We start from the raw sequence: 25288 nt of genomic DNA on the forward strand, positions 1-25288 counted from the left end.
AGGTTCCTTTCAGAGTGTCCGGCGGAGTGCCGGCTGATCCGACTCTCCCGGCCCAGCTTGGAACCGGTAAGAGTCGACTTCGGCTAAGTGGATAAAGCAGCGGCTTAGCTTGTTGTGGAGGGATGGAAGTGCCGGTGGAGGAACAGTTACCCTCAGACACCGGACGGGATCAGAGCCAGCAGCACCGGCACCACCCCCAGGCAGATGAAGGCGGGCAGCGAGCAGAGCCCCAGCGGGATGACCAGCCTGACGCCCAGGGATGCGGCACGCTTCTCCGCCGCCCGAAAGCGTTCCCTTCGCATCCGGGCGGCCTGCGCGTACAGGATGGCGGACGATGGTGCTCCCGTGAGCGCCGCAAAGCCCAGTGCATCCCGCAGGGCCAGGAGCTCGGGTGCACGGACTTCGGAGCTGCGCCATGCCGTCTCCCAGTCGGCCCCGATGGCCAAGGCGGACACCACGGGCCGCAGAGAGCGGCCATAGCCCGGGGAAGCAGAGGCGGCCACGAGTTCCAGGGCGCGGCCGATTCCCGATCCGGCATCCAGCATGGCAGCAATCAGTTCGAGCATCATGGCGGTGTCGGCCAGGCCGTTCATGGCGGGATGAGTATGCCGTGGCCCGATTTCCGTGCCACGGCGGCCCATGCTGCCAGGGCCACCAATGCGGCCTGCGCCGCCGGATCCGCCGTGCCCGAATCCAGAACCGAATCCAGAACCGAATCCAGAACCGAATCCAGAACCGGCACGGACTGCATCGCGGCTTCGGCTGCTCTGGCCGAGGAACCGCTTCCGCACCCGAACGTGATCGGAAAGCGCGACGGCGGACGCTGCCGCCAGGACGGCGATCAGCACAAGGCTGGGCAACAGCGCGGACATCATGAAGCACCCGCGCCGGCCGCTGCATGAACCAGCCGGGCTGACCAGATCCGGCCCGCCAACGTCAGCACGATCCCGCCAGCGAACGCGGCCATGCCAACGGGTGTTCCCAACAACACAGCCAACGGGTCAACGCCCAGTGCGACCCCGAGGCCCAATCCCATAAGCGGGAGCCAGGTCAGCAGGCTGACTGTTGCTTTGGGTCCGGCCAGGGCAGTCTGACGGGCTGCTTCGGCGTCGTCCTCCACTTCGAGCTGGGCTGCGAAACGGGCCAGGACGTCGGCCAGTGGGCAGCCGCTGGCCTCGGCAATGTCAAAGCATGCGGCCAGCTCCGACCAGATCCGCGGTTCGGGGCTTCCTTGCCTGGTAAACGCCCCTGGGGCCGCCGACCTGATGGCATCCGCAACAGGTGATCCGCGAAGTGCTGCTGCACGGGCTGCGGCGAGCATGGACAGCGAGCCGCAGCTGAGTTTCCGCCCGCCTGCGCTGCCGCCAGGTCCCGTTCCGTGATTGACTCCGGGACCGGCCGTCCCGACGTAGACGAGCCACAGTTCTTCCCAGAGCCGGGCCGGTGTGCGTCCGCCCTTCAACAGGGCGGCAAGCTGCTGGACCACCAGCGTCATGGAGACATGCTGCGGTCCTCGCCTGCCGCGCCCTGCCATCCACTTAGTAACGAAACCCCAGCCGGAGCCGGATCCTGCAGATCCGGGTCCCGATCCCAACGGCCGCACGGTGCCTTGCGCCGTCACACGTCCACCGAAAGCTTTCCGGGCACGGCCGCCCGCTCCACCCGGCGGCCTGAGGACAAGCAACAGGGCAGCAGCCAGAACAGCCACGAAGACGACAATCATGCTGCCGTCCCGGCCAGCGCAGGACCCCACATGCCGTGAATCGCTCCCGGTCTGTCCATTCCAGGACTGCACCCGCCCGCATCCTGCGCTGTGATGTCGAGGCCAAGCCGCTCAGCCAAGCTTTCCCAGGCCGGCCCGGCAACGACTCGGCCACCACGGAATTCCAGCGCCGCTGAAACCACCAGCCCGGAGACACCGTCTTCCACCACACCAATGCAGGCGACATATCTGCCCTGACGAGACCGTTCCATGTGGACCACCACATCCAGGGCACTGGCCGCTTGAAGCCGCACCGCATCCTGGCCAAGCCCGGCGAGCGCGCCCAGCGCCATCAGACGGGCGGGAACTGCGGCGGCGGTGTTCGCGTGGACCGTGCCGCCACCGCCGGTGTGGCCAGTGTTCATGGCGGTCAGCAATTCGCGGACCTCGGCGCCCCGGCATTCGCCCACCACCAGCCTGTCCGGGCGCATCCGCAATGCCTGGCGGACCAGCTCGCCCAGATCCACTTCGCCGCCGCCTTCAAGGTTTCCGTGACGGGACTCGAGCGAAACAACATGAGGATGGACGGGATTCAGCTCGGAGGCGTCCTCGATCAGGACCAGCCGCTCGCCCGGATGACAGAGCCCCAGCAGCGTGGAGAGCAAGGTGGTCTTTCCCGAGCCGGTGGCGCCGCTGATAAGAAAACTGAGGCGTCGCTCCACCACTTTTGCCAGGACGTCCTGCACCAACGCAGTGAACATCCCGCCCGCCCCGAGCTCGTCCATGGTGAAGACCTGCTCGCGCCGGATTCTGACGCTCAGCAAGGTCCCTGCCGTGGAAATGGGCGGGAGCACCGCATGGACGCGGTATCCGCCGTCGAGCCTGACATCCACGCAGGGTGAACCGTCGTCCAGGCGGCGGCCGCCGGCGGCAACCAATCGCGACGCCAGGGCCCGGAGTTGCGCCTCACCAGAAAAGACCACCGGGGAACGTTCGATCCCCCTGCCCCTGTCAATCCAGACCGAGTCTGGGGCATTTACGAAGATGTCGGTCACCGAAGGATCCCTGGTCAACTGCTGGAGGGGTCCAAGGCCGTTGAGTTCGGCGCTGATCCGTTCGACGGCGGCCAGGGACCCCGCAGTTCCCAGCAGTTTTCCCGTGGCCTGCACGGCGGCCGCCACACGGGAAGGCGTGACCGGTCCTGCATCCGCCATCACTGATTCACGGACGGATTCCAGGAGTCCGGAGTCCAATGCCCTGGCCTGGCGGCGCCGGATTCCCTGGAGAGGGATCCCCAGCGGTGGGGGCCCCGCAGCATGCCCGGTCACGGCAGATCACCCGCTAACAGATCGCCGTCGAGCAAATCAAGAACTGACGCGGCGAATCGCCGCACACCGCGCCGCTTTCCCAGTTCCAGCAGCCGCCCGAGTTCGGCCGCGGCCGTTGCACCGCGCACTTCAGGCATGATCCCATGCAGGGGCAGTCCGACGGACTCGGCAATCAGTGCACCATCCAGGGCAGCCCCGGCTCTCCCTCGGACCACGAGTGCTGTCTCCACCGGAGGAAGCTCCTGGATCAGACGGGCCGCGGCAACGGCGGCCCTCAGCTGGGCCGGTGCCACGATGAGGATGCGGTCGCAATCCCAGGCAAAGTTGCGCAACGGCTCAATGCCCCTGCCGATGTCTACCACCACCAGCTCGTAGCCGCGGCGGGCGGCGTCGAGGACGCCCCCGACTGTTGCGGAGTCCACTGCAGCATGGCGTTCCCGGCTGCCCGGCCAGGACAGAAACGAAAATCCGCCGGCTACCGGCAGCGCCTCCGAGAGCTGTTCGGGATCAATGCTGCCACTGGCGTCGGAGAGATCGGGCCACCGCAGGCCCGGCGCTTCTTCGGAAGCCAAAGCGAGTTCCAGCCCGCCTCCCCACGGATCACCATCCACAAGCAGCACCCGGACACCCATGCCGGCGGCGGCCTGCGCAATCCAGACGGCCGCCGTTGTGGCTCCGGAACCTCCGCAACCACCGGTTATGCCGAGCACCAGACCTCCCGCTTCCGGCGACCGGGATCGGCTCAGATACTCGGCCAGCCAGGCAGCCGCATCCGGAAGCACGGCCACCCGCTCAGCACCCAGCGCCGCGGCCAGATGCCACAGGCTGTCCCCTTCTCCGCTCAGACCCACCAGCACGGCCGGTGCCCGGCGCCGGGGCGGCAGCTCACGGACGTCGCTGCCCACGAGAACGGCCGCGGCCGTATCCCAGAACTGCGCGGCCTCGGCGACGTCGGACACGACGCGAAGTTGCCCTCCGGCTGCCGCCACAATCCGCTCGACCTCGCCCTGCAGGTACTCAAAAGAGGTCACCAGCAGGACTTCGGCTGACTCGGATGGAAGCCATGCTCCGGGTCCTCTGGCCGCAGCCTGCGCCCGCACAGCAAGGCCCGGAGCGGGGCCCGCACCACGTAAGGGGCCTGGTTCAGTGCCGGGCGGCAGACCCGTGGCCATACCGCTTGTTCCGCCTGGGACGGAGCGCGGACCGACCTGGCTGGACTCAGCGGTTGGCTGGTGATTCTGTTGATGATGCCTGCTCATGCTGCCACTGTGCCGGGGGCCGGCGTGAAGGTTAAGCGGCTGCCCTTGCTATGTGGACAAGCGCGGAGGTCCGGGGCCTGTGGAGGACGGGTGCCAGCCGCCGGCCAAAGGGCCAGGGCCAAAGCGCCAAGGGTGCACAGCGACAAACGCGGACACCAGCTGTCCGCAAAGAAGCGCCTTCCGTGCGTTGACATGCACGGGGCAGGGCAGAATTGACCCTATGTATTTGCTGCTCGCTGCCCACCCTGACGGCGCAGCTATACAGGAACTCACCGCGGCGGGGGCTCCCAGCCCCAACAATCCGGAACCGCGAGTCATCGGCGCTGCTGAGTTCAACGACGTCGTGCGTGAACTCGAAGACCAAGAAATCAGAGAAGGCGGAGAACTCAAAGGCACAGACCCCGGACAACGAGGTCTTGCGAACCGGCGCCCGCGCTGGATCTGGCACCGCACGCAGGACTGGTACCCCGCGCTCCTGGCTGCAGGCGTGGAACTGGAGCGCTGTTATGACCTCACCCTGTGCGGCGCCATCCTGTCCTACTCCGAATTCACGGCCCACACGCAGTACGCCAGAAACGCTGAAAAGGTCACCCTGGATGAAGACCTGCAGCCGCCGCGTTCGCTGCAGCCGCCTCCCCCGCCCGCAGACCAGGGCGCACTCTTCGATGCACCAGGCCACAACACGGCTGCAAAACACACGCTGGAGGATCTCCGCGCCGAATATGCAGCCCAGCAGCAAGCACTCACGCAGGTGAGTCAGGAATCCAACCGCAAACAGCGGCTCCAGCTGCTGCTCGCCGCCGAATGTGCCGGCGCCATGATCGCCGCCGAAATGCAGCACACCGGAGTGCCCTGGCGGGAGGAACTGCACCTGCAGATCCTGGCTGATTATCTGGGACCACGCCCGCCCAGCGGCCACCGCCCCGCCAAGCTGGAAGCGCTGAACACCGAGTTGCGGCGGCTGCTGAACTCCCCCTCCCTGAACCCCGATTCCCCGCAGGAACTCATGCGGGCACTGCACCGGAACGGCATCGAGGTGAAAACCACCCGCCAGTGGGAGCTCAAGGAATCCACCCATCCGGCCATCGAACCGCTGCTCGCCTACAAAAAGCTCTCCCGGCTGCACGCGGCGAACGGTTGGGGCTGGCTGGACGCGTGGGTGAAGGACGGCCGCTTCCAGCCCGAGTATGTGGTGGGCGGTGTGGTCTCCGGCCGCTGGGCCTCGCGTGGCGGCGGCGCGCTGCAGATTCCTCGCCAGATCCGCGGCGCGGTGCACGCGGATGCGGGCCACAAACTTATCGTCGCCGATGCCTCGCAGCTGGAACCTCGGGTGCTGGTGGCTCTGGCCCAGGACTCCAAAATGGCCGAGGCCGCGCGCGACAAGGACCTGTACGCCGGCATTGCTGCCCAGGGCTTCGGCGGCGACCGTGCCAAAGCCAAAATCGCCCTGCTCGGCGCCATCTACGGCGCCACCACGGGCGAATCCGGCCGGCTGATGCCGCAGTTGGCACGCACCTACCCCCGCGCCTTCGGTTTTGTGGAACAGGCTGCCCGGGACGGCGAGGCCGGGAAAACGGTCACCTCCCGGCTGGGCCGTAGCAGTCCGCCGCCGTCCGAACGCTGGTTCCAAAGCCAGCAGTCCACCACCGCCGAGGAACAGCGCCGGGCGGACTCGATCGCACGGTCCCGCGGCCGGTTCACCCGCAATTTTGTGGTTCAGGGTTCCGCTGCGGACTGGGCAGCGTGTTGGCTCGCTGAATTACGACGGCGGTTGAGTACCCTGCGTGCTGAGGGTTCCCCTGCCGGGGAACTGGTTTTTTTCCTGCATGACGAAGTGATGGTCCATGCGCCCGAGGCCGCTGTGGATACCTGTATCCGCGCCATAGAGGAGGCCGCCGAGGCTGCGAAGGAACTGCTGTTCGGCAAGATTCCGGTCGAGTTTCCGGTCAGCGTTGCTGTAGTGGACTCCTACAACAACGCCAAGTGACTTCACGGCCCCTTGCCGTGCTCCACCGGGCAAGGGAAACTTGCCAGATTAGCGAAGGTGTTGGGCCACTGAAGTACTGGTCCCGATGCCAGGTTGCTGGCCGCCGGCACAGCAGCTGTGCGGCTGGCGGAAATCCAGTTACATCCAGTTTACCGGGCGGTATATTCCAAATGGGAAATATACTGGCTGGTAGCTTTGCAGGCCGCGCAAACGCCCGATATTCTCATGTTGGTTTGGTCACACTTCCGGTGACAGTTACCTGCAAAGATGCATCAAAGGGGACAGGCGCTATGGCCGGCGAGTTTGAAATCCACAAAGAGGGCGAAGAAATATTCCGCTTTCGACTCAGGGCAGCAGACGGAACAGTCGTGGCCGTATCACCAGCGTTTGGAACACTCAAGGCACTTGTCTGCGGAATCAATGCAGTACGTGAGAACGCGGCCACGGGACACATTGTGGACCGTTCCGGGGCCGGTCGGCCGGCGGCCTGAGAAGCCGGTCTGCGAAGCCTGCTAGTGGTCGCCACTATGGTAGCCAGCACTAAGGGCTCCGGCGAGGTTAAAAATCGAGCTCGTGCAGCCGTGTGCGGTCCCAGGGCACGGCCCAGCCCAGCTGGTCGAACAGCTCGTTCAGGATCATGCCGGTGAAACCCCAGACCACCACGCCGTTCACGGCGAAGGCGGGGCTCCTGAACGTCTGGCCCATCCGGCTGAGAGTGGCCATATAACGGTTGCCGGGGTCCAACAGGTCACGGACCGGGATGCGGAAAACCTGCGCAGATTCGCCGTAGTCCACCACGCGCACGGGCGACGGCGCCGCCCACCACGCCAGAACCGGTGTCACCAGAAAGTTGCTCCGGGGCAGCGCCAGCTGGGGCATCACGCCGAGCACCTCCACACCGCTGGAATCCAGCCCTGTTTCTTCCTCCGCTTCCCGCAGGGCAGCAGCAACGGCCGATTCGTCCTCCGGGTCGATAGTTCCGCCCGGGAACGCCACCTGACCGGGGTGGGCATCCAAGCTGTGGGCGCGCTCCAGCAGCAAAACATCAAGATCCGCCGGGCCCAGCAGCTGGTCTGACGCGGCCGGCACCTCATCCAGGGCACCAAACAGCATCAGCACAGCTGCTTTGCGGGCAGCGGCGCGGTCAACGGCAAGATCACGTAACTGCGGATCCCTGGCCGGCCCGCTGCCCGCGGCAATCGCCGCCACGAGATCAACGAGTTCCTGGCGTGCAGTCATTGCGGCCCTTTTTGCACGATTTCCCGCTGCGATGGTCCCCGCTGGGATTCCCTCCGGATTTCCGCGGCCCGGTGGGTCTCCGCGAGCAGCTGCTCCAAAAGTGCTTCGTTGCCGGGAGCAAGTTCATACTTCAGCAGTTTGACGGCCTTCGCCGGATCTGTCTCTCCGGCACCATACGAAGGACACCAGTTGGCAACGGGGCAGGCGCCGCAGGCCGGTTTACGGGAATGGCACACACGCCGGCCGTGGAACACCACGCGGTGGGACAGCATGGTCCAGTCCTTGGGTTCAAATAGCTCAGCCACATCCGATTCAATCCGGACGGGATCATCCGATTCCGTCCAGCCAAACCGCCGGGCCAGGCGTCCGAAGTGGGTGTCCACGGTGATGCCCGGGACGCCGAAGGCGTTGCCCAGGACCACGTTGGCAGTCTTCCGCCCGACGCCGGGAAGCGTCACCAGATCGTCCAGCCTTCCCGGCACCACGCCGTCGTACTCGTCCTCCAGCCGCGTACCCAGTGCCATCAGGTTCCGCGCCTTGGCACGGAAGAATCCGGTGGGTTTGACGATGGCTTCCAGCTCGGCGGAGTCTGCCTCGGCCATGGACCGCGCGTCCGGGTACTTGGCGAACAGCAGCGGGGTGATTTGGTTGACCAGCACATCGGTGGTCTGCGCAGACAGGACGGTGGCCACCACCAGCTCAAACGGGTTCCGGAAATCCAGTTCGGCATGGGCATAGGGGTATTGCGCCGCGAGCGCCCGGTTGATCCTGCGCGCCCGCCGCTTGAGCGCCAGCACGGATTCGCCCGATGCCGACGGATTGAGTGTGGCCGGCAACGGCGTTCGGGATCTCGGAGTGCGGGAGGCGGCCACTTGTCCGCTAGCCGCGTTCGATGTTGCTGAGATCGCGCAGCACGCCCACGCGTCCGTCGGTGTTCTGGACCAGGAACTCGTGGCCGCGGTCTTCGAGTGCCAGCACCCAGCCACCGGGCTCGATGCCGAACGCCGGTGCACCCGTGCGTGGATCAACGGCCGTGCGGTGCTGCGCCACGGCAAACCAGAAGGCCTCGTGGGCCGGTTCGTGATCGGCTTGCTCGGGCCGGCTGGCCGGATCCACGGTGGCGCCGATCGGTTCCTGGGACTTCACCTGCGGGTTCGCGGTGGTGGCGGGGAGGGGTTCGTACCCGCCTGCAGCTTTGGCTGGCGGTTCTGAGGAGCTGCCGTTCCCCGCGCCTCCGACGGCGTCAGCGCCGCTCCCGGCTGCGGCGCTTCCTGGTGCGGCGCCCACTGGCGCCGGGAACGCTGGCGCGGGGAACGTTGGTGCGGTGCCCGCGGACGCAGGGGCTCCGTCGAGCCGGGCATCTTCCGGCGCCGATGCTTGCGCCGGGTAAGAATCCGTGGCAGGAGAGCTGACCGATGCCTGCTCCGAAGAAGAAGATGCGGAACTGGAGGGCTCCGCTGAGGAGGGCACGGAATCCGAACCGACGACGGCGGCGGCTGCACCGGTTACCCTGGCCCCTTCAGCGCTGCTGCCGGCCGGCCGGGCGGGTGAGTCAGACGCCGTTCCGGCTGCGGGCTTGGCAGGCTTAGGGGCCTTGGGTGTGCGGGGCTTCTGCACCGGGACCGCAGATTCGCGGGCAACCGGGTGGGCCGGGGATTCCATGCGGCCAAGGAAGTCACCGGCGAAGTAGGGGATGAAGCGGGCCAGCACGGTGGCGGACAGGAGGAGAAGCGAGCCGATCAACGCCACCAGCATGCTGGGCACAAACCCGCCGGCAACTGCCAGGAAGAAGAAAGCGACTGCGAAGGAGGCCACCACCGACGCGAACTGGTCCATCGACAGCGATCCGATCCGCACCTTGGTCTCCGGTGCCAGTCGGCGGGCCACGAACAGCGAGGTGACGATCAGGGGAAGAACAATGCCCAGCCCCAGGAAGAAGAGGCTGCCCAGGTTCCACAGGTTGTAGCGGACGGCGAACATCGGCAACAGTGAAGCCACGAAGAGGATGAGAGTCGCAGCGAACACAGCGAGGTCCCTGATGGTGAACGGGCCCAGGATTGCTTCGTTCCTGACCCTCGGCTTGCTGCCGGACGGGCCGGACACCACTGGTGCGCCAGACTCCGCTGGTGCGCCGGCTTGCTGGCCAGCATTCGTCTGGCCGAAGCTTTGCTTATTCATTCTGTTCTCCTTAGCGTGACGGCACCCTGGACACGGTTCGTCCATCAAACGCCGTGCCGTCCAACGGCAGGCAGATACCGCACCGCGCGCGGCCAGACTGCCTCCATCGAATGTCACAGTTCCATCTCAGCCTAACCAAGTGCTTGGCCGATCACTAGCTGGGCCGCTGGAAACCGGGCAGCGGACAATCGAGCCGGCCGGCAGGCGAGCAGCAAAGTCACGGCTGCGAATTGTGCGGCGGGCCGGGTGCGCTTGCAGTACCCAGCGCAAAGCTGTAACTTGCGGGATCGTTGCGGGTGACCGCTGAGACGGCGAGGTGACGGCGAGGTGGCGGCGGGTGATGCGGCGGGCGAAGTATCCGGCGTACGGCAACACAACCACGGTGCCAAGTCCTCCCTCCCACGCCGCAATCAGGCCCAGCAGGCTCCGGTGTTCCGGGGAGTCCTGAACCCGCCCCCGGGGCATGTCTGCCAGGCTCTGGCCCAAGCCCGGTGCCTGCATTGGTCCCCAGTGCGGCGGTGTCGGAATCCGGCAGCGCCGAAGCCCCACTATCCGGCCTCGGGTCAAGTTCGGGCACATCCGCGTCGGCGGCGAGCCCCCATGCGTGGAAGATGAACAGCAGGATAGTGAGGTGATGGGAGTCGTTGTCCACCCGGATCACCATGTCCTCCGGCCACGGGTTGTGTGGCATCGGTGCCGAAAATCTCATGTCGCCCCCGGCCGCACTCGGCACACCACCTGAATTCCCTCTTCGTAATCTATCGCAGGCGGATGTGTCCCTGGGCACCATTCGGCGCTTAATAAACGCCGTTCACGGCTCACCATGTGACCAGGCACACGTAGGACGTTGCCTACGCGCTAGTGTTTAAGGCGGAACAGCTCTTTGCGGAATGTCCGTGACCAGCCGCTGCCCGATGTCGCGCAAGCGGCACCGCACGGCCCCGGTGACGGTGCGTCCCGCGCAGCAAGGATCGATGAATGATGAGGTTCACCATGTCCCAGAACACCCCAAGCTCGACGGCCACCGCTGCCGCCCCCTCCCAGCAGGGCGATGCTTTTGAAAACCTGCTGCACGAGAACCGCAAGTTTGCGCCCACGGAAGAGTTCGTCGCGAACGCCGTGGTCACCGCCGCTGATTACGCAGAGGCCGACGCCGACCGCCCGGCTTTCTGGGCCAGGCAGGCCCGCGAACTTCTCACCTGGAACAAGGACTTCACTGAGGCCCTTGACTGGTCCAATCCACCGTTCGCCAAATGGTTCGTGGGCGGCGAGGTCAACGCCGCTTACAACGCCCTGGACCGCCACGTTGAGAACGGCCTCGGGGACCGGGTCGCCATCTATTTCGAGGGCGAACCGGGCGATTCCCGCAGCTACACGTACGCGGAGCTGACCGAAGAGGTCAAAAAAGCCGCCAACGCCTTTGAATCCCTCGGCGTTTCCAAGGGCGACCGTGTGGCCGTCTATCTGCCCATGATTCCCGAGGCAGTCATCACGCTGCTGGCGTGTGCCCGGATCGGAGCCGTGCACTCCGTGGTGTTCGGCGGTTTTTCGGCCGACGCCCTCCGCTCCAGGATCGACGACGCCGAGGCCAAGCTTGTGGTCACCGCGGACGGTACCTACCGCCGGGGCAAGCCCAGCGCGCTCAAGCCTGCCGTGGACGAGGCCCTGGTCGTGGACGGCCACTCGGTCCGGAACGTCATTGTGGTCAAGCGCAACGGCCAGGACGTGGACTGGCATGACGGCCGCGACCACTGGTGGGACGACACTGTGGGCGCCGCATCAGCCCGGCACACCGCGGTCGGGCACGATTCTGAGCACCCGCTCTTTATCCTCTACACCTCCGGCACCACGGGCAAGCCCAAGGGCATCCTGCACAGCACCGGCGGCTACCTCACCCAGGGCGCGTACACGCACAAGGCGGTCTTCGACCTCCACCCGGAAACGGACGTGTTCTGGTGCACGGCCGACGTCGGATGGGTCACTGGCCACACATACGTCGCCTACGCGCCGCTCATCAACGGCGCCACCCAGGTCATGTACGAAGGAACCCCGGATTCCCCGCACCAGGGCCGCTGGTGGGAAATCATCGAAAAGTACAAGGTGTCCATCCTCTACACCGCACCCACTGCCATCCGGACGTTCATGAAGTGGGGGCGGGACATCCCGGACAAGTTCGATCTGTCTTCGATCAGGCTCCTCGGGTCCGTGGGCGAATCCATCAATCCCGAAGCGTGGATGTGGTACCGCGACGTCATCGGCGGCAACAAGGCGCCAATCGTAGACACCTGGTGGCAGACAGAAACCGGCGCGCAGATGATCTCCCCGCTTCCCGGCGTTACCGCCACCAAACCCGGCTCCGCCCAGGTTCCGTTGCCCGGCATTGCCGTCGATGTGGTGGACGAGCTCGGTGAATCCGTACCGGACGGCCACGGTGGCTTCCTGGTGATCCGGGAACCATGGCCGGCCATGCTGCGCGGTATCTGGGGCGATCCGGAGCGGTTCAAGGAAACGTACTGGTCCAGGTTCGAGGGCATGTACTTTGCCGGCGACGGTGCCAAGAGGGACGAGGACGGCGACATCTGGCTCCTGGGCCGGGTGGATGACGTGATGAACATTTCCGGCCACCGGCTTTCCACTACGGAGATCGAATCTGCCCTGGTCAGCCATCCGTCCGTGGCCGAGGCCGCGGTTGTGGGCGCCGCGGACCCGACCACCGGCCAGGCAGTGGTCGCTTTCGTGATCCTGCGCGCGGACGCGGTGGACTCCGGCGATGAGACCATCCGGGAACTACGCAACCACGTGGGCAAGGAAATCGGCCCCATCGCCAAGCCCAAAACCATCCTGGTGGTCCCGGAACTGCCCAAGACCCGCTCCGGGAAAATCATGCGCCGCCTGCTCAAGGACGTCGCGGAAGGCCGCGAGGTGGGCGATGCCACCACCCTTGCCGACAACACGGTGATGCAGCAGATCGCGAAATCACTGAGGAAGTAGGCGGGCCTCGGACTTTCCCTGCGGCGGGCGATGGGGAAAGTCCGCAAGGCTGTTAATTCCCGGCCACCCCGCGTCAAGGCCCCGCTTCGGCGGGGCTGTGACGTTTAACCCAAAAATAATGGCCAAAATGTAACTTTCCGTGCTTTCTTGTTTTCTTTTGAGAGGTTATAGTCGTTGTCATGTGAGGCGTCTCATATGAAGATGATTTTTCAAGGGAGAGAAACATGGCAGCATTTCTGGAACCGTCCGCCGCAGCTAGCCCCGCCCGCCGCACCGTCCTCAAGACGATGGGTGTCGGTGCCGCAGCCATCGCCGGACTTCCGCTGCTGGCCGCCTGCACAGGCAGCAGCGGGCCCTCCGGATCAGGTTCGGAATCCACCGGGCTGACGTTCGGCTCCGGGTCCTCCGATGCAGTCCCCAAGAAGGCCTACCAGGCGGTTACTGATGCCTTCGCCGCCAAGAGCGGCAAGAAAGTCTCCAGCAATGTCGTGCCGCACAACGACTTCCAAAACAACATCAACTCCTACCTCCAGGGCTCCCCGGATGACACCTTCACCTGGTTTGCCGGCTACCGGATGCAGTACTACGCAGGGAAGGGCCTGCTGGCCCCCATCGATGACGTCTGGGAGAAAATCGGCGGCAACTACTCCGATGCACTTAAGAAAGCCTCCACCGGCCCGGACGGCAAAATGTATTTCGTTCCGAACTACAACTACCCCTGGGGGTTCTTCTACCGGAAGAGCCTGTGGGCGGAGAAGGGCTACGCCGTCCCGGAAACCTTTGATGCGCTGAAGACGCTGGCGGCAAAAATGAAGGCGGACGGGATCATCCCCATCGGCTTCGCCGACAAGGACGGCTGGCCGGCCATGGGCACCTTCGACTACATCAACATGCGCCTGAACGGCTACCAGTTCCACGTGGATCTTTGTGCGCACAAGGAATCCTGGGACCAGAAGAAGGTCAGCGACGTCTTCGACACCTGGTCCGCGCTGCTCCCCTTCCAGGACCCGGCAGCCCTGGGCCAGACCTGGCAGGACGCCGCCAAGGCCCTGGAAGCCAAGAAGACCGGCATGTACCTGCTCGGATCCTTCATGACCCAGCAGTTCACGGATGCCGCGGTCCTGGCCGACATTGATTTCTTCCCCTTCCCCGAGATCGCCATGGAAGGCAAGGACGCCGTCGAAGCACCCATTGACGGCCTGCTGCTCTCCAAGAAGGGCGGCGAAAACAAGGCCGCGCGCGACTTCCTGGCCTTCGTGGGTACCGCAGAAGCCCAGAACGCCTACGCCGCCGTCGATCCTTCCAACATCGCCACGGCAAAGGGTGCTGACACCTCCAAGTTCAGCCCGTTGAACAAGAAATGCGCGGACACCATCGCCAACGCCAAGTCCATCAGCCAGTTCTTCGACCGCGACGCGCTGCCCGCCATGGCCAACAACGTGATGATCCCGGCACTTCAATCGTTCATTAAAGACGGCAAGATGGACGTCAAGAACCTCGAAGCCCAGGCCAAAACCCTCTACGCCGCCCAGTAAGCGAGGGAAAGTCACATGAGTTCCACAGCACAGGACCTGGTTCCGCCCGGATCACGGGCGGAACCGGGGAAACCCGCCAAACGCATCAGATCCGGCCGGGTCCGTAGGCTTTCACGAGGGGACAAGTTCGTTCTGGCGGCGATGGTGGGAATCCCCACCCTCATCCAGCTGGTGTTCGTCTGGCTGCCCACCTTGATGTCCATCGGGCTCAGTTTTACCCGCTGGAACGGCCTGGATCTGGGCAACATCCGCAGCGCCGGCCTGGATAACTACCGCTTCACCACCCAGGACTACCCGCCCTTCTGGCCCGCGATGGGTCACAACATGCTGTGGCTGGTCTTCCTCGCTCTGGTGGCCACGCCGATTGGCCTGCTGTTGGCGGTCCTGCTGGACCAGAACATCCGGGGCAGCAGAATCTACCAGAGCATCTTTTTTGGCCCCGTGATGCTCTCGCTGGCGCTCGTGGGCATCATCTGGCAGCTGTTCTACCAGCGGGACAACGGCCTGCTCAACTTCCTCCTGGGCACGGCAGGAACCCCGCAGGCCGTGGACTGGTTCGGGGATTCATCCGTCAATATCTGGGCGGCAATGGTTGCGGCCACCTGGCGGCACGCCGGTTACGTCATGCTGCTGTACCTGGCGGGCCTCAAGGGTGTGGACCCCACCCTCCGCGAGGCGGCGTCCATCGACGGCGCCAACGCCTACCAGACGTTCTTCCGGGTGGTATTCCCTGCCATGCGTCCGGTGAACATCGTCATTGTGGTGATCACCATCATCGAGTCCCTGCGCGCCTTCGACGTCGTCTACGTCATCAACCGCGGCACCAACGGCCTTGAACTCCTCAGCGCCCTGGTGATCCAGAACCTCGTGGGCGAAGGACAGGTGATCGGCGTCGGCTCCGCACTTGCAGTGGTCCTCCTGGTCATCTCCCTGGTCCCGATCGTCTTCTACCTCAGCCGCACCTTCGGCAAGGAGAGCAAAGCATGAGTACTACAGCCATCCGGGCTTCCGCCGGGACCTCCTCCGCCGGAATGGTGCGCACGGGCAGCAGGCCCAGGCGCCACTACGGCACCCACATCTTCCTGACGGTCATGGCCGTGATGTGGCTCATTCCGCTGGGCTGGTCCCTGTTCACGGCCCTGCGCCCCGTCGCGTCCACCAACAAGTACGGCTACTTCAGCTTCGGCGGCGATTTCAACTTCGACAACTTCGTCCAGGCCTGGACCCAGGGCGGCTTCGCCAGGTACTTCTGGAACTCGGTGATCATCACCGTCCCGGCGGTCCTGTTGACTCTCTTCTTTGCCTCCATGATGGCGTTCGCCGTCAGCCGGGTGAACTGGAAGTTCAACATCACCCTGCTGATCATGTTCACCGCAGGTAATCTGCTGCCGCCGCAGGTTCTGGCTGCTCCCCTGTTCGAAATGATGAAACATTTCGAAGTGCCCTACTCGATCAGTGATTCCGGCAACATGCTCAACACCTACATCGCCGTAATCACCGTGAACACGGCGTTCCAGATCGGCTTCTGCACCTTCGTGCTGTCCAACTACATGAAGGCGCTCTCGGCTGATCTGACCGAGGCGGCGCTGGTGGACGGTGCGGGAATCTGGCGCCAATACTGGGAAATCATCATGCCGCTCTGCCGGCCGGCCTTCGCCGCGCTGGGTACGCTGGAAGTCATCTTTATCTACAACGACTTCTTCTGGCCCCTGCTGTTCATCCAGAGCGGTGACCGACTGCCCATCACCACCGCCATCAAGAACCTGCAAGGCCAGTTCCTGAATGACTATAATCTGATGGCCGCCGGCGCCATCATCACCGTCATCCCCACACTGGTCATCTACCTGCTGCTCCAGCGGCAGTTTGTTGCCGGCCTCACCCTCGGCTCCAGCAAGGGGTAACCGCCATGGGCGGTGGTCTCCAGTGCGTCCCGCCCGACCAATTCTCCGAGAGGTTCTTCTATGCTCCCCGCCGCACGTCACCAGGTCATTGTGGATGCAGTCCAGCGCGAGCGCGTTGTCCGTGTCTCGGACCTCGCACAGCAGTTGGGCGTCTCCCTCATGACCGTCCGCCGTGACATTGAGCTGCTCGAGGAGACCGGCCGCGTTGAGCGTATCCATGGCGGCGCCAAATTCCCTGGAGACGCCAGCACCCACGAGCCCGGCTTTGAACTGAAATCCACCCAGCTGCCGGCAGAAAAGCGCGCCATTGGCGTGGAGGCCGCCAAGCTGGTGCACGAAGGCATGGCGGTGGGGCTCAGCGCCGGCACCACCACGTGGGCACTTGCCAAGGAACTGGTGAACGGGCCCCGTATCACGGTGGTCACCAATTCCGTGCGCATCGCTGACCTCTTCCACCACGGATCGTCTTCCGGAGTAGCCCGCTATAACTCAACGGTGATCCTGATCGGCGGCGAGCGCACGCCGTCGGACGCGCTGGTGGGCCCCATCGCCACGGCAGCGCTGAAGCAGCTGCACCTGGACATCCTGTTCCTGGGAGTCCATGGCATGGACGCCGATGCCGGATTCACCACACCGAACCTGCTGGAGGCGGAAGCGGACCGCGCGTTCGTGGCGGCCAGCAGGAAGGTGGTGGTCCTCGCCGATCACAGCAAATGGGGCACCCTTGGCATCAGCACCATCGCAGCCCTTGAAGAGGCGGATGAAGTGATCAGCGACGCAGGGCTCAGCACGGAGGCACAGCGCATCCTCGGCGAACGGGTCAGCCGGCTACGGGTAGTCCCCGCCGGCTAGCCGCAGTATCATCCCTGGCAGTAGCGTCCGGACCAGCACTGGGTGGCGGTTACCGCGAGTACCGCAGGGAGCCAACGAGCGAGAGCAGCATCAGTACAACGACGGCGGACCACCCTGCCACGCCTACCCATACCCAGACCGAGGCCAGTGCCGGCATGAAGTCGAAGTTGATGGCCCGGCCGAGAGTTGCGGATGCGACGGCGTACATTCCCAGCGGGAACACGACACTCCACAGCTTGGGCTCGTAAGACCAGGAGTATCCGCGGACGAAATAGCGCCAGAGACCGAACAGCACGAGCATGGGGATAAACCAGCTGCCAAAGGACCACAGAACGACGGAGAGCCCGACCACGAACGGTCGCATTTCCTTGAGGAGCGCGGTCGGGGCGCTGTCGCCGAGAGCGAGAATTCCGGCCGCCGCCCGCACACTGATTGCCGTTGCTCCCATCAGGATCCAGTAGGCGGGGCCCATCTCTTCCGATGTTGTCTCAATCAGGAACAGCCGCAGGAAGATGATGACGACGAGAATCAGGTAGAGCACAACCCCCACGCTCCAGAACAGAACGCCAGCGACCCCGAGCATCTCCTGCCCTGATGCCCCTGGCAGTTGGGGAGCGAGCGTTGTGGCCAGCACTGCTACTGACTGCGTACCAACAACCCACACGAGCCACACGCCGGTGATTTCACGCAGGAGCGGCCGATTGCCTGCGAGAACGATGTCGCAGAACAGCCCGTAGGTCAATACCAGCCAGATGAGGAATGCAACGACTCCCATGACGAGCGCGGGAATCCACAGGCTATGCGCGAGCAGGCCCGTCGCGAGGACATTGGTTCCCGCGACGACAGTGAAGTAGGTGACTGCCGTTCCCGGCATCCTCAGCGAAAGCGCAAACCGCCGGGGAAAGAGGACAGCCCTGGTGACATAGGCTGCGAGCAGGAGGATGAACGCCCCGATCGTGCACACCAGCAGCACTTCCGCAAGTGCCGCGTGGCCGAGCAAGCGCGCGCTGATCGAGACTATTCCCGTCGCCATGACCGCTGCGAAGTAGCCGGGATCCAGCGTGGCAAGCCACAGTCTGACCCGACCACGCGGAAGTGTCTCGAGATCCGGAACCGTTTGCGGAGCAGGTGGAGATGTCATCCCGAGAGGCGCCTCATCGGGATGCTGTGACCGTGGATGTAAGGTGCGGTGCTGAGTTGGCCACCGTTTTCTCGTGGGTGTCAACGGTTCCGGGTATCCCGGTCCCGGGTACCCACCGCGGACCATCCGCGGCGTACCGGTGCGCTGGACGTCCCTCCCTTGTCCCGGGACCGGTAGACGATGTATGGGCGGAAAAGGTAGTGGAGCGGCGCGGTAAAGGCGTGGACCAGGCGCGTGAACGGCCAGATGGTAAAGAGGACCATGCCCACCAGGGTGTGAAGATGGAAGGCGAAGGGGGCACTGGCCATGGCGGCGATGTCCGGCTGGAAGATGAACAGGGAACGGAACCACGGAGCCACGGTTTCGCGGTAGTTGTGCCCCTCTCCGCCCAGCAGGACGCTGGCCAATGTACTCCAAAGCCCGAAGATGATAGCCGCAGTGAGGACGACGTACATTGCCTTGTCGTTCTTGGTGGTGGCCATGAACACCGGCCCGGTCTTGCGGCGCCGGTAGATGAGAATGATGATGCCTCCCAGCGTGCCAACGCCTGCGATCCCGCCAACCAAGAGGGCATTGAAATGGTAGAACTCCTGGCTCATCCCGACCGCCTGGGTCCATGACATGGGGATGACCAGGCCGAAGAAGTGTCCGGCGATGACGGCCAGAAGGCCGAAATGGAACAGAGGGGAGCCGATGCGCAGGAGCCTGGATTCGTACAGCTGCGACGACCTGGTGGTCCAACCGAACTCGTCGTACTTGTACCGCCAGGTCAGTCCGCCGACGAGAACCACCATCATGACATAGGGAAGCACTCCCCAGAGCAGTATGTCCATGGTCAGGTCCCTTTCAATGGCAGCAGGCGCGGGTCATAGGGGTCCAGGCCAACGGATTCGGTGGGCGGGCCCAGACCAGCCATCTTCATGACGGCCTGCTCGTCGGCCGGGGACTTCCCGGGAAGGGTATCGCAGATAGCCTGCAGGATCCGGGCATGCGGGAGCTTGTCATGGAGCAGGCCAAAGCGGAGCATTTCCAGGCTGGGGCGGTATCTGATCAGCAGATCCCGGCCCGCCGCCATATCCACCAGTGCGGCGTACTCGAGGACCATCGGAAGGTAATCGGGGAGCTCGCCGTGTGTGTCCACCAGGACATCGCTCTGCCGGTACACCTGTTTGAAACTGCCCAGAACCTCGCCGCGGCGCCGGGTGTCGCCGTCGGTCCAGTAGGAAAGATGGAGCGCGTGACGCCTACCCAGATCGAATTCCTGGACATAGCTGGCTTGGACTTCCATCGGGGAAGCGGAAGAAAGAAGCGCCAGGACACCCTCGAAGGCGGCGCCGATCCCCGGATGCTCCGCGAGGGCGGACCGCATCAGCGGGACGCGGGCAAGCAGCTCCTCGTCGGGGTAGGACAGGCACCATGACGCGGCGAGATAGAGAACCTGGTTCCGCTCCATCATGGCGTCCCGGACGGGTCGCCATCGCGGGGATTTCCGGAGGCTCCCTGGACAGGAGCCCTGGCTCCCGCCCCGTCTGGCCGCGGGCCGGCTGTGCCGCCTCCGTGGGCCGGGGAGTCCGGGCTCATGGTGGGAACGTACCGCTTTTCCGGAAACAGGCCCTCCGGGGCTCCATTGCCATCCCAGTTGAGCAGGTTCACCCGGCCCCGCAGGGATTGTTCGCCGGCGACGGACTCCGAAGTCTGCCGGTCCTTGAGCGCGTTGAACGTCTCGACGGCCACCGGGGTCGGCCTGCCGCTGGCTTCGCCGAACGGCGAATCCTGCATGCCGGGGCCGCCGTCGAAATCCAGGGAGCAGCCCATTTCCTCCAGATCGTGTGCCTGTTCCACATGGGCCTTGGGAATGACGTAGCGTTCTTCATATTTGGCGATGGCCATCAGCCGGTACATTTCATACATGGCCTGGCCTTCCATTCCCACGGCCTCCGGGATGGAGTCGTCGGGGTCATGGCCCAGGCTGATGCCCCTCATGTAGGAGCGCATGGCCGCAAGCTTTTTCAGGACTGCAGTGACCCTGTCCGTATCGCCTGCGGTAAACAGCTCCGCCAGGTACTCGACCGGGATGCGCAGGGCGTCGATGGCACCGAAAAGGACGCCGTGGTCTTCGGCGTCGTGGCCCTGGTCCCGCAGCAGGTCCACAACCGGTGAAAGCGGGGGGACATACCAGACCATGGGCATGGTCCGGTATTCGGGATGCAGGGGCAGGGCAACCTTGTAGACCTTGGCCAGCGCGTAGACGGGCGAGCGTTGCGCGGCGTCGATCCAGTCCTCCTGGATGCCCTGCTGCCGGGCCGCGGCCATGACGGCCGGATCGTTCGGGTCCAGCAGCACCTCCATTTGTGCCTCGTAGAGCTCTTTCGGATCAGTCACCGAGGCTGCCTCGGTGACCTTGTCAGCGTCGTACAGGAACAGTCCCAGGTAACGCAGCCGCCCGACGCAGGTCTCCGAGCACACGGTGGGGAGCCCCACCTCAATCCGGGGGTAGCAGAAGGTGCACTTCTCGGCCTTGCCGGTCTTGTGGTTGAAATAGATCTTCTTGTAGGGACAGCCGGTGACGCACTGGCGCCAGCCGCGGCATTTGTCCTGGTCCACCAGCACGATCCCGTCCTCCACGCGTTTGTAGATGGCGCCGGAGGGGCAGGAGGCCATGCAGGAGGGGTTGAGGCAGTGCTCGCAGATACGCGGCAGATAAAACATGAAGGTCTGCTCGAACTCGAACTTGATCTTGTCTTCGGATTCCCGGCGCACCTTCTCCACGATCGGATCGAGGTGGCCCATTTCCGGGGCTCCGCCCAGATCGTCGTCCCAGTTCGCGGACCAGGTGATCTTAGTGTCTTTGCCCGTGATCAGGGACTTCGGCCGCGCCACCGGGAAGTCGTCGCCCAGGGGCGCGTCCACGAGGGTCTTGTAATCGTAGGTCCACGGCTCGTAGTAGTCCTTGAGCTCGGGCTGGACCGGGCTGGCGAAGATCCCCAAGAGCTTCTTCACTCGGCCGCCGGCCTTGAGGACGAGCTTGCCGCGCTTGTTCAGCGACCATCCGCCCTGCCACTTTTCCTGGTCCTCGTAGCGGCGCGGATACCCCTGCCCGGGGCGGGTTTCGACGTTGTTGAACCAAATGTATTCGGTGCCCGCCCGGTTGGTCCAGGCCTGCTTGCAGGTCACCGAACAGGTGTGGCAGCCGATGCACTTATCCAGATTCATGACCATGCCCATTTGAGCCATCACACGCATCAGTACTGCACCTCCTGGGAACGACGACGGATGGTGGACACCATGTCCCGCTGATTGCCTGTGGGGCCCAGATAGTTGAAGGCGTAAGCCAGTTGGGCATAGCCGCCAATGAGGTGCGTGGGCTTGACCAGCAGCCGGGTCACGGAGTTGTGGATGCCGCCGCGGCGTCCGGTGGCCTCGGACTTGGGGACGTCAATGGTTCGTTCCTGGGCGTGGTAGACGTACACGACGCCCTCCGGCATCCGGTGGCTGATAACCGCCCTGGCCACCAGGACACCGTTGGTGTTGACGCATTCCACCCAATCGTTGTCTTTGACCTGGATGGACCCGGCATCGGCGGGGCTCATCCAGACCGTCGGGCCACCGCGGGAGAGCGAGAGCATGAGCAGATTGTCCTGGTACTCGGAATGGATGGACCACTTGGAATGCGGGGTCAGGTACCGGACCACGATTTCCTTGGCACCGTCCGGTCCGAGTTTGGGTTCGCCGAAGAGCCGGTGCATGTCCAGCGGCGGACGGTAGATCGGCAGCGCCTCCCCGACGTCGCGGATCCAGTCATGGTCCAGGAAAAAGTGCATCCGCCCGGTCAGGGTGTGCCAGGGTTTGAGCCGCTCCACATTGATCGTGAACGGTGAATAGCGCCGCCCGCCGGATTCGGATCCGGACCACTCCGGGGAGGTGATCACCGGCACGGGCCCGGCCTGGGTCTGCGCGAAGGTAATGTATTTCTCCTCGGACCCCTCAGCCAGGTCGGCCAATTTCCGCCCGGTGCGGACTTCAAGTTCCTTGAAGCCCTGGACCGCCAGCTGGCCATTGGTGGTTCCCGAGAACGCCAGGATCGCCTCGGCCATCTTCGCATCCGTATCGATTGCAGGCCGGCCGTTCCCGGCGCCGCCGAGCATCACACCATTGGCATGGCTGAGCCGTTCGAGGGCCTTGTCCAGCGTGTAGGTGACGTTCTTGACCGTGAAGCCGAGCTTGTCCGCCAGCGGCCCGACGGCGGCGAGCTTGTCCGCGATGGCTGTGTAGTCCCGTTCGACGACGGTGAAAATCGGCATGTTCTGTCCCGGCACCGCCGCAATGTCCGGATCCCGCCAGTCCCGCACTATCCCGCCGGGCTGGGCCACCTGCCCCGGTGTGTCGTGCTGGAGGGGGACGCTGACCAGATCGCGCCGGACGCCCAGGTGTGTTTTGGCCTGCCGGGAGAATTCCTCGGCCAGCAGATGGAACGTCTCAAAGTCGGTCTTGGTTTCCCAGGGCGGATCGATGGCCGGGGTGAAGGCGTGCACGAAGGGGTGCATGTCGGTGGAGGAGAGATCGTGCTTTTCGTACCAGGTCGCGGCGGGAAAAACGATATCCGAGAGCAGCGTTGTGGAGGTCATGCGGAAGTCCGCGGAAACCAGCAGGTCGAGCTTGCCTTCCGGCGCGTCCTGGTGCCATTTCACGTCCCGGGGCTTGAGCCCTTCCGCGTGGTCCTTGCCCATCACGTTGTTGTGCGTGCCCAACAGGTTCCGGAGAAAATATTCATTGCCTTTGGCGGAGGAGCCGAAAAGGTTCGAGCGCCACAGCACCAGCGTCCGCGGCCAATTCGCCGGCGCGTCCACATCCTCAATGGCCGGGTTCAACGTCCGGTTCTTCAAGGCGTCCGCGATGTACGACGGCGTGTCCTTCGCCGTGCCATCGGCCACCGCGGCCTCCGCCTCGTCGGCAATATCGAGCGGATTCCGGTCGAACTGCGGGTAGAACGGCATCCACCCCAGCCGGGCCGACTGCGCCAGCGTGTCCGCGGTGTGCATGCCGTCGAGGCTGCCCGAGGACAGCGGGGACTTCAACGCGTCCGCCGAGTAGCCGTCTTGGCGCCACTGGTCCGTGTGCATGTACCAGTACGCGGTCCCGATCATTGTCCGCGGCGGCCGGGACCAATCCAGGGCATTGGCCAAGGAGACCCAGCCGGTCGCGGGCCTGGTCTTTTCCTGGCCCACGTAGTGCGCCCAGCCTCCGCCGTTGCGTCCCATGCAACCAGTGAGCATGACCAGGGACAGCACCGCCCGGTAGGTGGCGTCGCCGTGGAACCACTGGCAGATGCCGGCACCCATGATGATCATGGACCGGCCCTTGGACTGCTCCGCGTTGCGGGCGAATTCCCGGGCCACCCGGATGCAGGCCTGCGCCGGGACGCTGGTGATCTCCTCCTGCCAGGCCGGCGTGTACGGTGTGTTTGCGTCGTCGTAGCCGGCGGCCCAATCACCCGGCAGGCTCTCGCGCCCCACCCCGTATTGGGCCAGCATGAGATCAAAGACCGTTGTAACCAGATGCCCGTCAACCCGCCGGACCGGCACGCCGCGCCGCAGCACGCTGCCTGCGCCGCCCGGATCCTCAAAACACGGCAGCAGTATCTCCGCGCTCTCGCTGGAGACCTCGAGCAAGGACAGCGCCGGATCAATCTCACCCAGGTCCAGGTTCCATTTGCCCTTGCCGCTTTCGCCGTAGCGGAAGCCCATTGAACCGTTGGGCACCACGGCCCGCCCTGTTTTCTTGTCGAAAAGAACGGTGCGGAACGCCGGATCCTCCGCCCCGGACTCGGCCGGCATATCCGCGGCGGTGAGGAACTTGCTCGGCACCAGCGTGCCGTCGTCGCGTTCCTCCAGGCGGACCAGAAACGGCAGGTCCGTGAACTGGCGGACGTAGTCGGAAAAGAAGGAGACGTTCCGGTCAACGAAGAATTCCTTGAGCACGACATGCCCCATGGCCATGGCCAGCGCGGCGTCGGTACCCGCCTGGGCCGGCAGCCACTCGTCCGCGAACTTTGTGTTGTCCGCGTAATCCGGGCTGACGGTCACCACTTTGGTGCCGCGGTACCGGACTTCGGCCATCCAATGTGCATCGGGAGTCCGGGTCACCGGGACGTTGGATCCCCACATCATCAGGTAGGTGGAGTCCCACCAGTCGCCGGATTCCGGCACATCCGTCTGGTCGCCAAAGACCTGCGGGCTGGCCACCGGCAGATCCGCGTACCAGTCGTAGAAGGAGGTCATCACCCCGCCAATGAGTTGGATGAAGCGGGTGCCGACGGCGTGGGAGACCATGGACATGGCCGGAATGGGGGAGAACCCGGCGCACCGGTCCGGGCCGTAGCTCTTGATGGTGTGGATGTGGGCGGCCGAGGCCATCTCTATGGCTTCCGGCCAGGAGACACGCACCAGACCGCCCTTGCCGCGGGCCTGCTGGTAGCGGCGGCGCCGCTCGGGATCGGTGACGACATCCGCCCACGCCAGCACGGGGTCCTTCAGCCGCGTCTTGGCCTCCCGATACATGTCAACGAGGACGCCGCGTGCATAGGGAAAGCGCACCCTGGTGGGCGAGTAGGTGTACCAGGAGAAGGCCGCGCCGCGCGGACAGCCCCGTGGCTCGTACTCGGGGCTGTCCGGTCCCACCGAGGGGTAGTCCGTCTGCTGGGACTCCCAGGTGATGATTCCGTCTTTGACGTAGACCTTCCAGGAACAGGACCCGGTGCAGTTCACCCCATGGGTGGACCGGACCACCTTGTCGTGGCTCCACCTGTCCCGGTAGAAGACATCGCCTTTCCTGCCGCCTTCCCGGAAAACCGCTCGTCCATCGTGCGTCTCGTCCCACCTCGTGAAGAAGCGACCAAGTTTCAGCATTGCTTCTGACGCGGGTCCATCAAGGCCCGCAACAAACGGTCCGGCAGCCATGCACACACCATAAGGGCTGCCCAACCGCCGCGCTAGGGCACAACGATATGTCAACAAGAACGTGCGCTAATTGCCTGTCGACCGGGATTTTTCCACCGGGCTGTGCATCGTGGCGGGCTCGGAGGCCGCGACGGCGTACCGGAGCCTCGTCCGTCTACGAGTACCACCTGGCCGAAAACCACATGCCCGGCACCTACTGGTGGTGGTCCTGGACCGGCC

Annotated in this window: 19 protein-coding genes; 7 read left to right on the plus strand and 12 right to left on the minus strand. The window is 64.6% G+C overall.

Going from position 1 to position 25288, the window contains the following annotated elements; genetic code table 11:
• Positions 1-152 precede the first annotated feature (152 nt).
• From ACQCST_RS17020 to ssd, 4 genes are read right to left on the minus strand one after another with little or no spacing between them, the layout of a single operon-like run.
• Complete coding sequence (locus ACQCST_RS17020) at positions 153-875, minus strand: type II secretion system F family protein (protein WP_426996898.1); 723 nt, start codon at positions 873-875, stop codon at positions 153-155.
• Positions 872-1723 carry a type II secretion system F family protein gene (locus ACQCST_RS17025; protein WP_426996899.1) on the minus strand — a complete coding sequence of 284 codons (852 nt, stop codon included), beginning with the start codon at positions 1721-1723 and terminating at the stop codon, positions 872-874. Before ACQCST_RS17025 ends, ACQCST_RS17020 begins: the two co-directional genes overlap by 4 nt.
• Complete coding sequence (locus ACQCST_RS17030; RefSeq protein WP_426996900.1) at positions 1720-3030, minus strand: TadA family conjugal transfer-associated ATPase; 1311 nt, start codon at positions 3028-3030, stop codon at positions 1720-1722. The genes ACQCST_RS17025 and ACQCST_RS17030 overlap by 4 nt, the downstream gene beginning before the upstream one ends.
• On the minus strand, positions 3027-4061 hold the full coding sequence (gene ssd, locus ACQCST_RS17035) for a septum site-determining protein Ssd (protein ID WP_426996901.1): 1035 nt from the start codon (positions 4059-4061) through the stop codon (positions 3027-3029). The genes ACQCST_RS17030 and ssd overlap by 4 nt, the downstream gene beginning before the upstream one ends.
• 448 nt (positions 4062-4509) lie before the next feature.
• On the opposite strand from ssd, the gene ACQCST_RS17040 reads away from it, so the two are divergent.
• On the plus strand, positions 4510-6276 hold the full coding sequence (locus ACQCST_RS17040; RefSeq protein WP_426996902.1) for a bifunctional 3'-5' exonuclease/DNA polymerase: 1767 nt from the start codon (positions 4510-4512) through the stop codon (positions 6274-6276).
• A 290-nt stretch (positions 6277-6566) separates the two neighbouring features.
• Positions 6567-6767 (plus strand): YegP family protein, encoded by a 201-nt coding sequence (locus ACQCST_RS17045; RefSeq protein ID WP_426996903.1) that lies wholly within the window; start codon positions 6567-6569, stop codon positions 6765-6767.
• 67 nt (positions 6768-6834) lie between these two features.
• Here ACQCST_RS17045 and ACQCST_RS17050 read toward each other — a convergent pair whose 3' ends face one another.
• The 3 genes from ACQCST_RS17050 to ACQCST_RS17060 are packed head-to-tail and all read right to left on the minus strand — an operon-like array spanning position 6835 to position 9693.
• Positions 6835-7515 carry an NUDIX hydrolase gene (locus ACQCST_RS17050; protein ID WP_426996904.1) on the minus strand — a complete coding sequence of 227 codons (681 nt, stop codon included), beginning with the start codon at positions 7513-7515 and terminating at the stop codon, positions 6835-6837.
• Positions 7512-8351: an endonuclease III gene (gene nth, locus ACQCST_RS17055; protein ID WP_426996905.1), complete on the minus strand. Its 840-nt coding sequence runs from the start codon at positions 8349-8351 to the stop codon at positions 7512-7514. The genes ACQCST_RS17050 and nth overlap by 4 nt, the downstream gene beginning before the upstream one ends.
• 43 nt (positions 8352-8394) lie before the next feature.
• A complete protein-coding gene (locus tag ACQCST_RS17060) occupies positions 8395-9693 on the minus strand; it encodes a hypothetical protein (RefSeq protein ID WP_426996906.1) in 1299 nt (432 codons plus the stop codon).
• 993 nt (positions 9694-10686) lie between these two features.
• Between ACQCST_RS17060 and acs the strand changes: the two genes are divergently transcribed.
• From acs to ACQCST_RS17085, 5 genes are all read left to right on the plus strand, one after another.
• Positions 10687-12684 (plus strand): acetate--CoA ligase, encoded by a 1998-nt coding sequence (gene acs / locus ACQCST_RS17065; protein ID WP_426999207.1) that lies wholly within the window; start codon positions 10687-10689, stop codon positions 12682-12684.
• A 224-nt stretch (positions 12685-12908) separates the two neighbouring features.
• Positions 12909-14219 carry an ABC transporter substrate-binding protein gene (locus tag ACQCST_RS17070; protein ID WP_426996907.1) on the plus strand — a complete coding sequence of 437 codons (1311 nt, stop codon included), beginning with the start codon at positions 12909-12911 and terminating at the stop codon, positions 14217-14219.
• 15 nt (positions 14220-14234) lie between these two features.
• Positions 14235-15206 carry a carbohydrate ABC transporter permease gene (locus ACQCST_RS17075; RefSeq protein ID WP_426996908.1) on the plus strand — a complete coding sequence of 324 codons (972 nt, stop codon included), beginning with the start codon at positions 14235-14237 and terminating at the stop codon, positions 15204-15206.
• Complete coding sequence (locus tag ACQCST_RS17080; protein WP_426996909.1) at positions 15203-16120, plus strand: carbohydrate ABC transporter permease; 918 nt, start codon at positions 15203-15205, stop codon at positions 16118-16120. Before ACQCST_RS17075 ends, ACQCST_RS17080 begins: the two co-directional genes overlap by 4 nt.
• A gap of 60 nt (positions 16121-16180) precedes the next feature.
• Complete coding sequence (locus ACQCST_RS17085; RefSeq protein ID WP_426996910.1) at positions 16181-16972, plus strand: DeoR/GlpR family DNA-binding transcription regulator; 792 nt, start codon at positions 16181-16183, stop codon at positions 16970-16972.
• A gap of 49 nt (positions 16973-17021) precedes the next feature.
• On the opposite strand, the gene ACQCST_RS17090 is transcribed toward ACQCST_RS17085, so the two are convergent.
• From ACQCST_RS17090 to ACQCST_RS17110, 5 genes are all read right to left on the minus strand, one after another.
• Positions 17022-18113, minus strand: coding sequence for a tellurite resistance/C4-dicarboxylate transporter family protein (locus ACQCST_RS17090; RefSeq protein ID WP_426996911.1), 1092 nt, complete (start codon positions 18111-18113; stop codon positions 17022-17024).
• 80 nt (positions 18114-18193) lie between these two features.
• Entirely contained in the window at positions 18194-18946 is a 753-nt protein-coding gene (gene narI / locus ACQCST_RS17095; protein ID WP_426996912.1) for a respiratory nitrate reductase subunit gamma, read from the minus strand.
• Positions 18947-18948: 2 nt separating this feature from the next.
• Complete coding sequence (gene narJ / locus ACQCST_RS17100) at positions 18949-19569, minus strand: nitrate reductase molybdenum cofactor assembly chaperone (RefSeq protein ID WP_426996913.1); 621 nt, start codon at positions 19567-19569, stop codon at positions 18949-18951.
• Positions 19566-21356 (minus strand): nitrate reductase subunit beta, encoded by a 1791-nt coding sequence (gene narH / locus ACQCST_RS17105; protein WP_426996914.1) that lies wholly within the window; start codon positions 21354-21356, stop codon positions 19566-19568. The genes narJ and narH overlap by 4 nt, the downstream gene beginning before the upstream one ends.
• A complete protein-coding gene (locus tag ACQCST_RS17110) occupies positions 21356-25069 on the minus strand; it encodes a nitrate reductase subunit alpha (protein ID WP_426996915.1) in 3714 nt (1237 codons plus the stop codon). The genes narH and ACQCST_RS17110 overlap by 1 nt, the downstream gene beginning before the upstream one ends.
• Between the last annotated feature and the right edge of the window lie 219 nt (positions 25070-25288).

Source organism: Pseudarthrobacter sp. N5, from assembly GCF_050157035.1.
Lineage (GTDB): Bacteria > Actinomycetota > Actinomycetes > Actinomycetales > Micrococcaceae > Arthrobacter.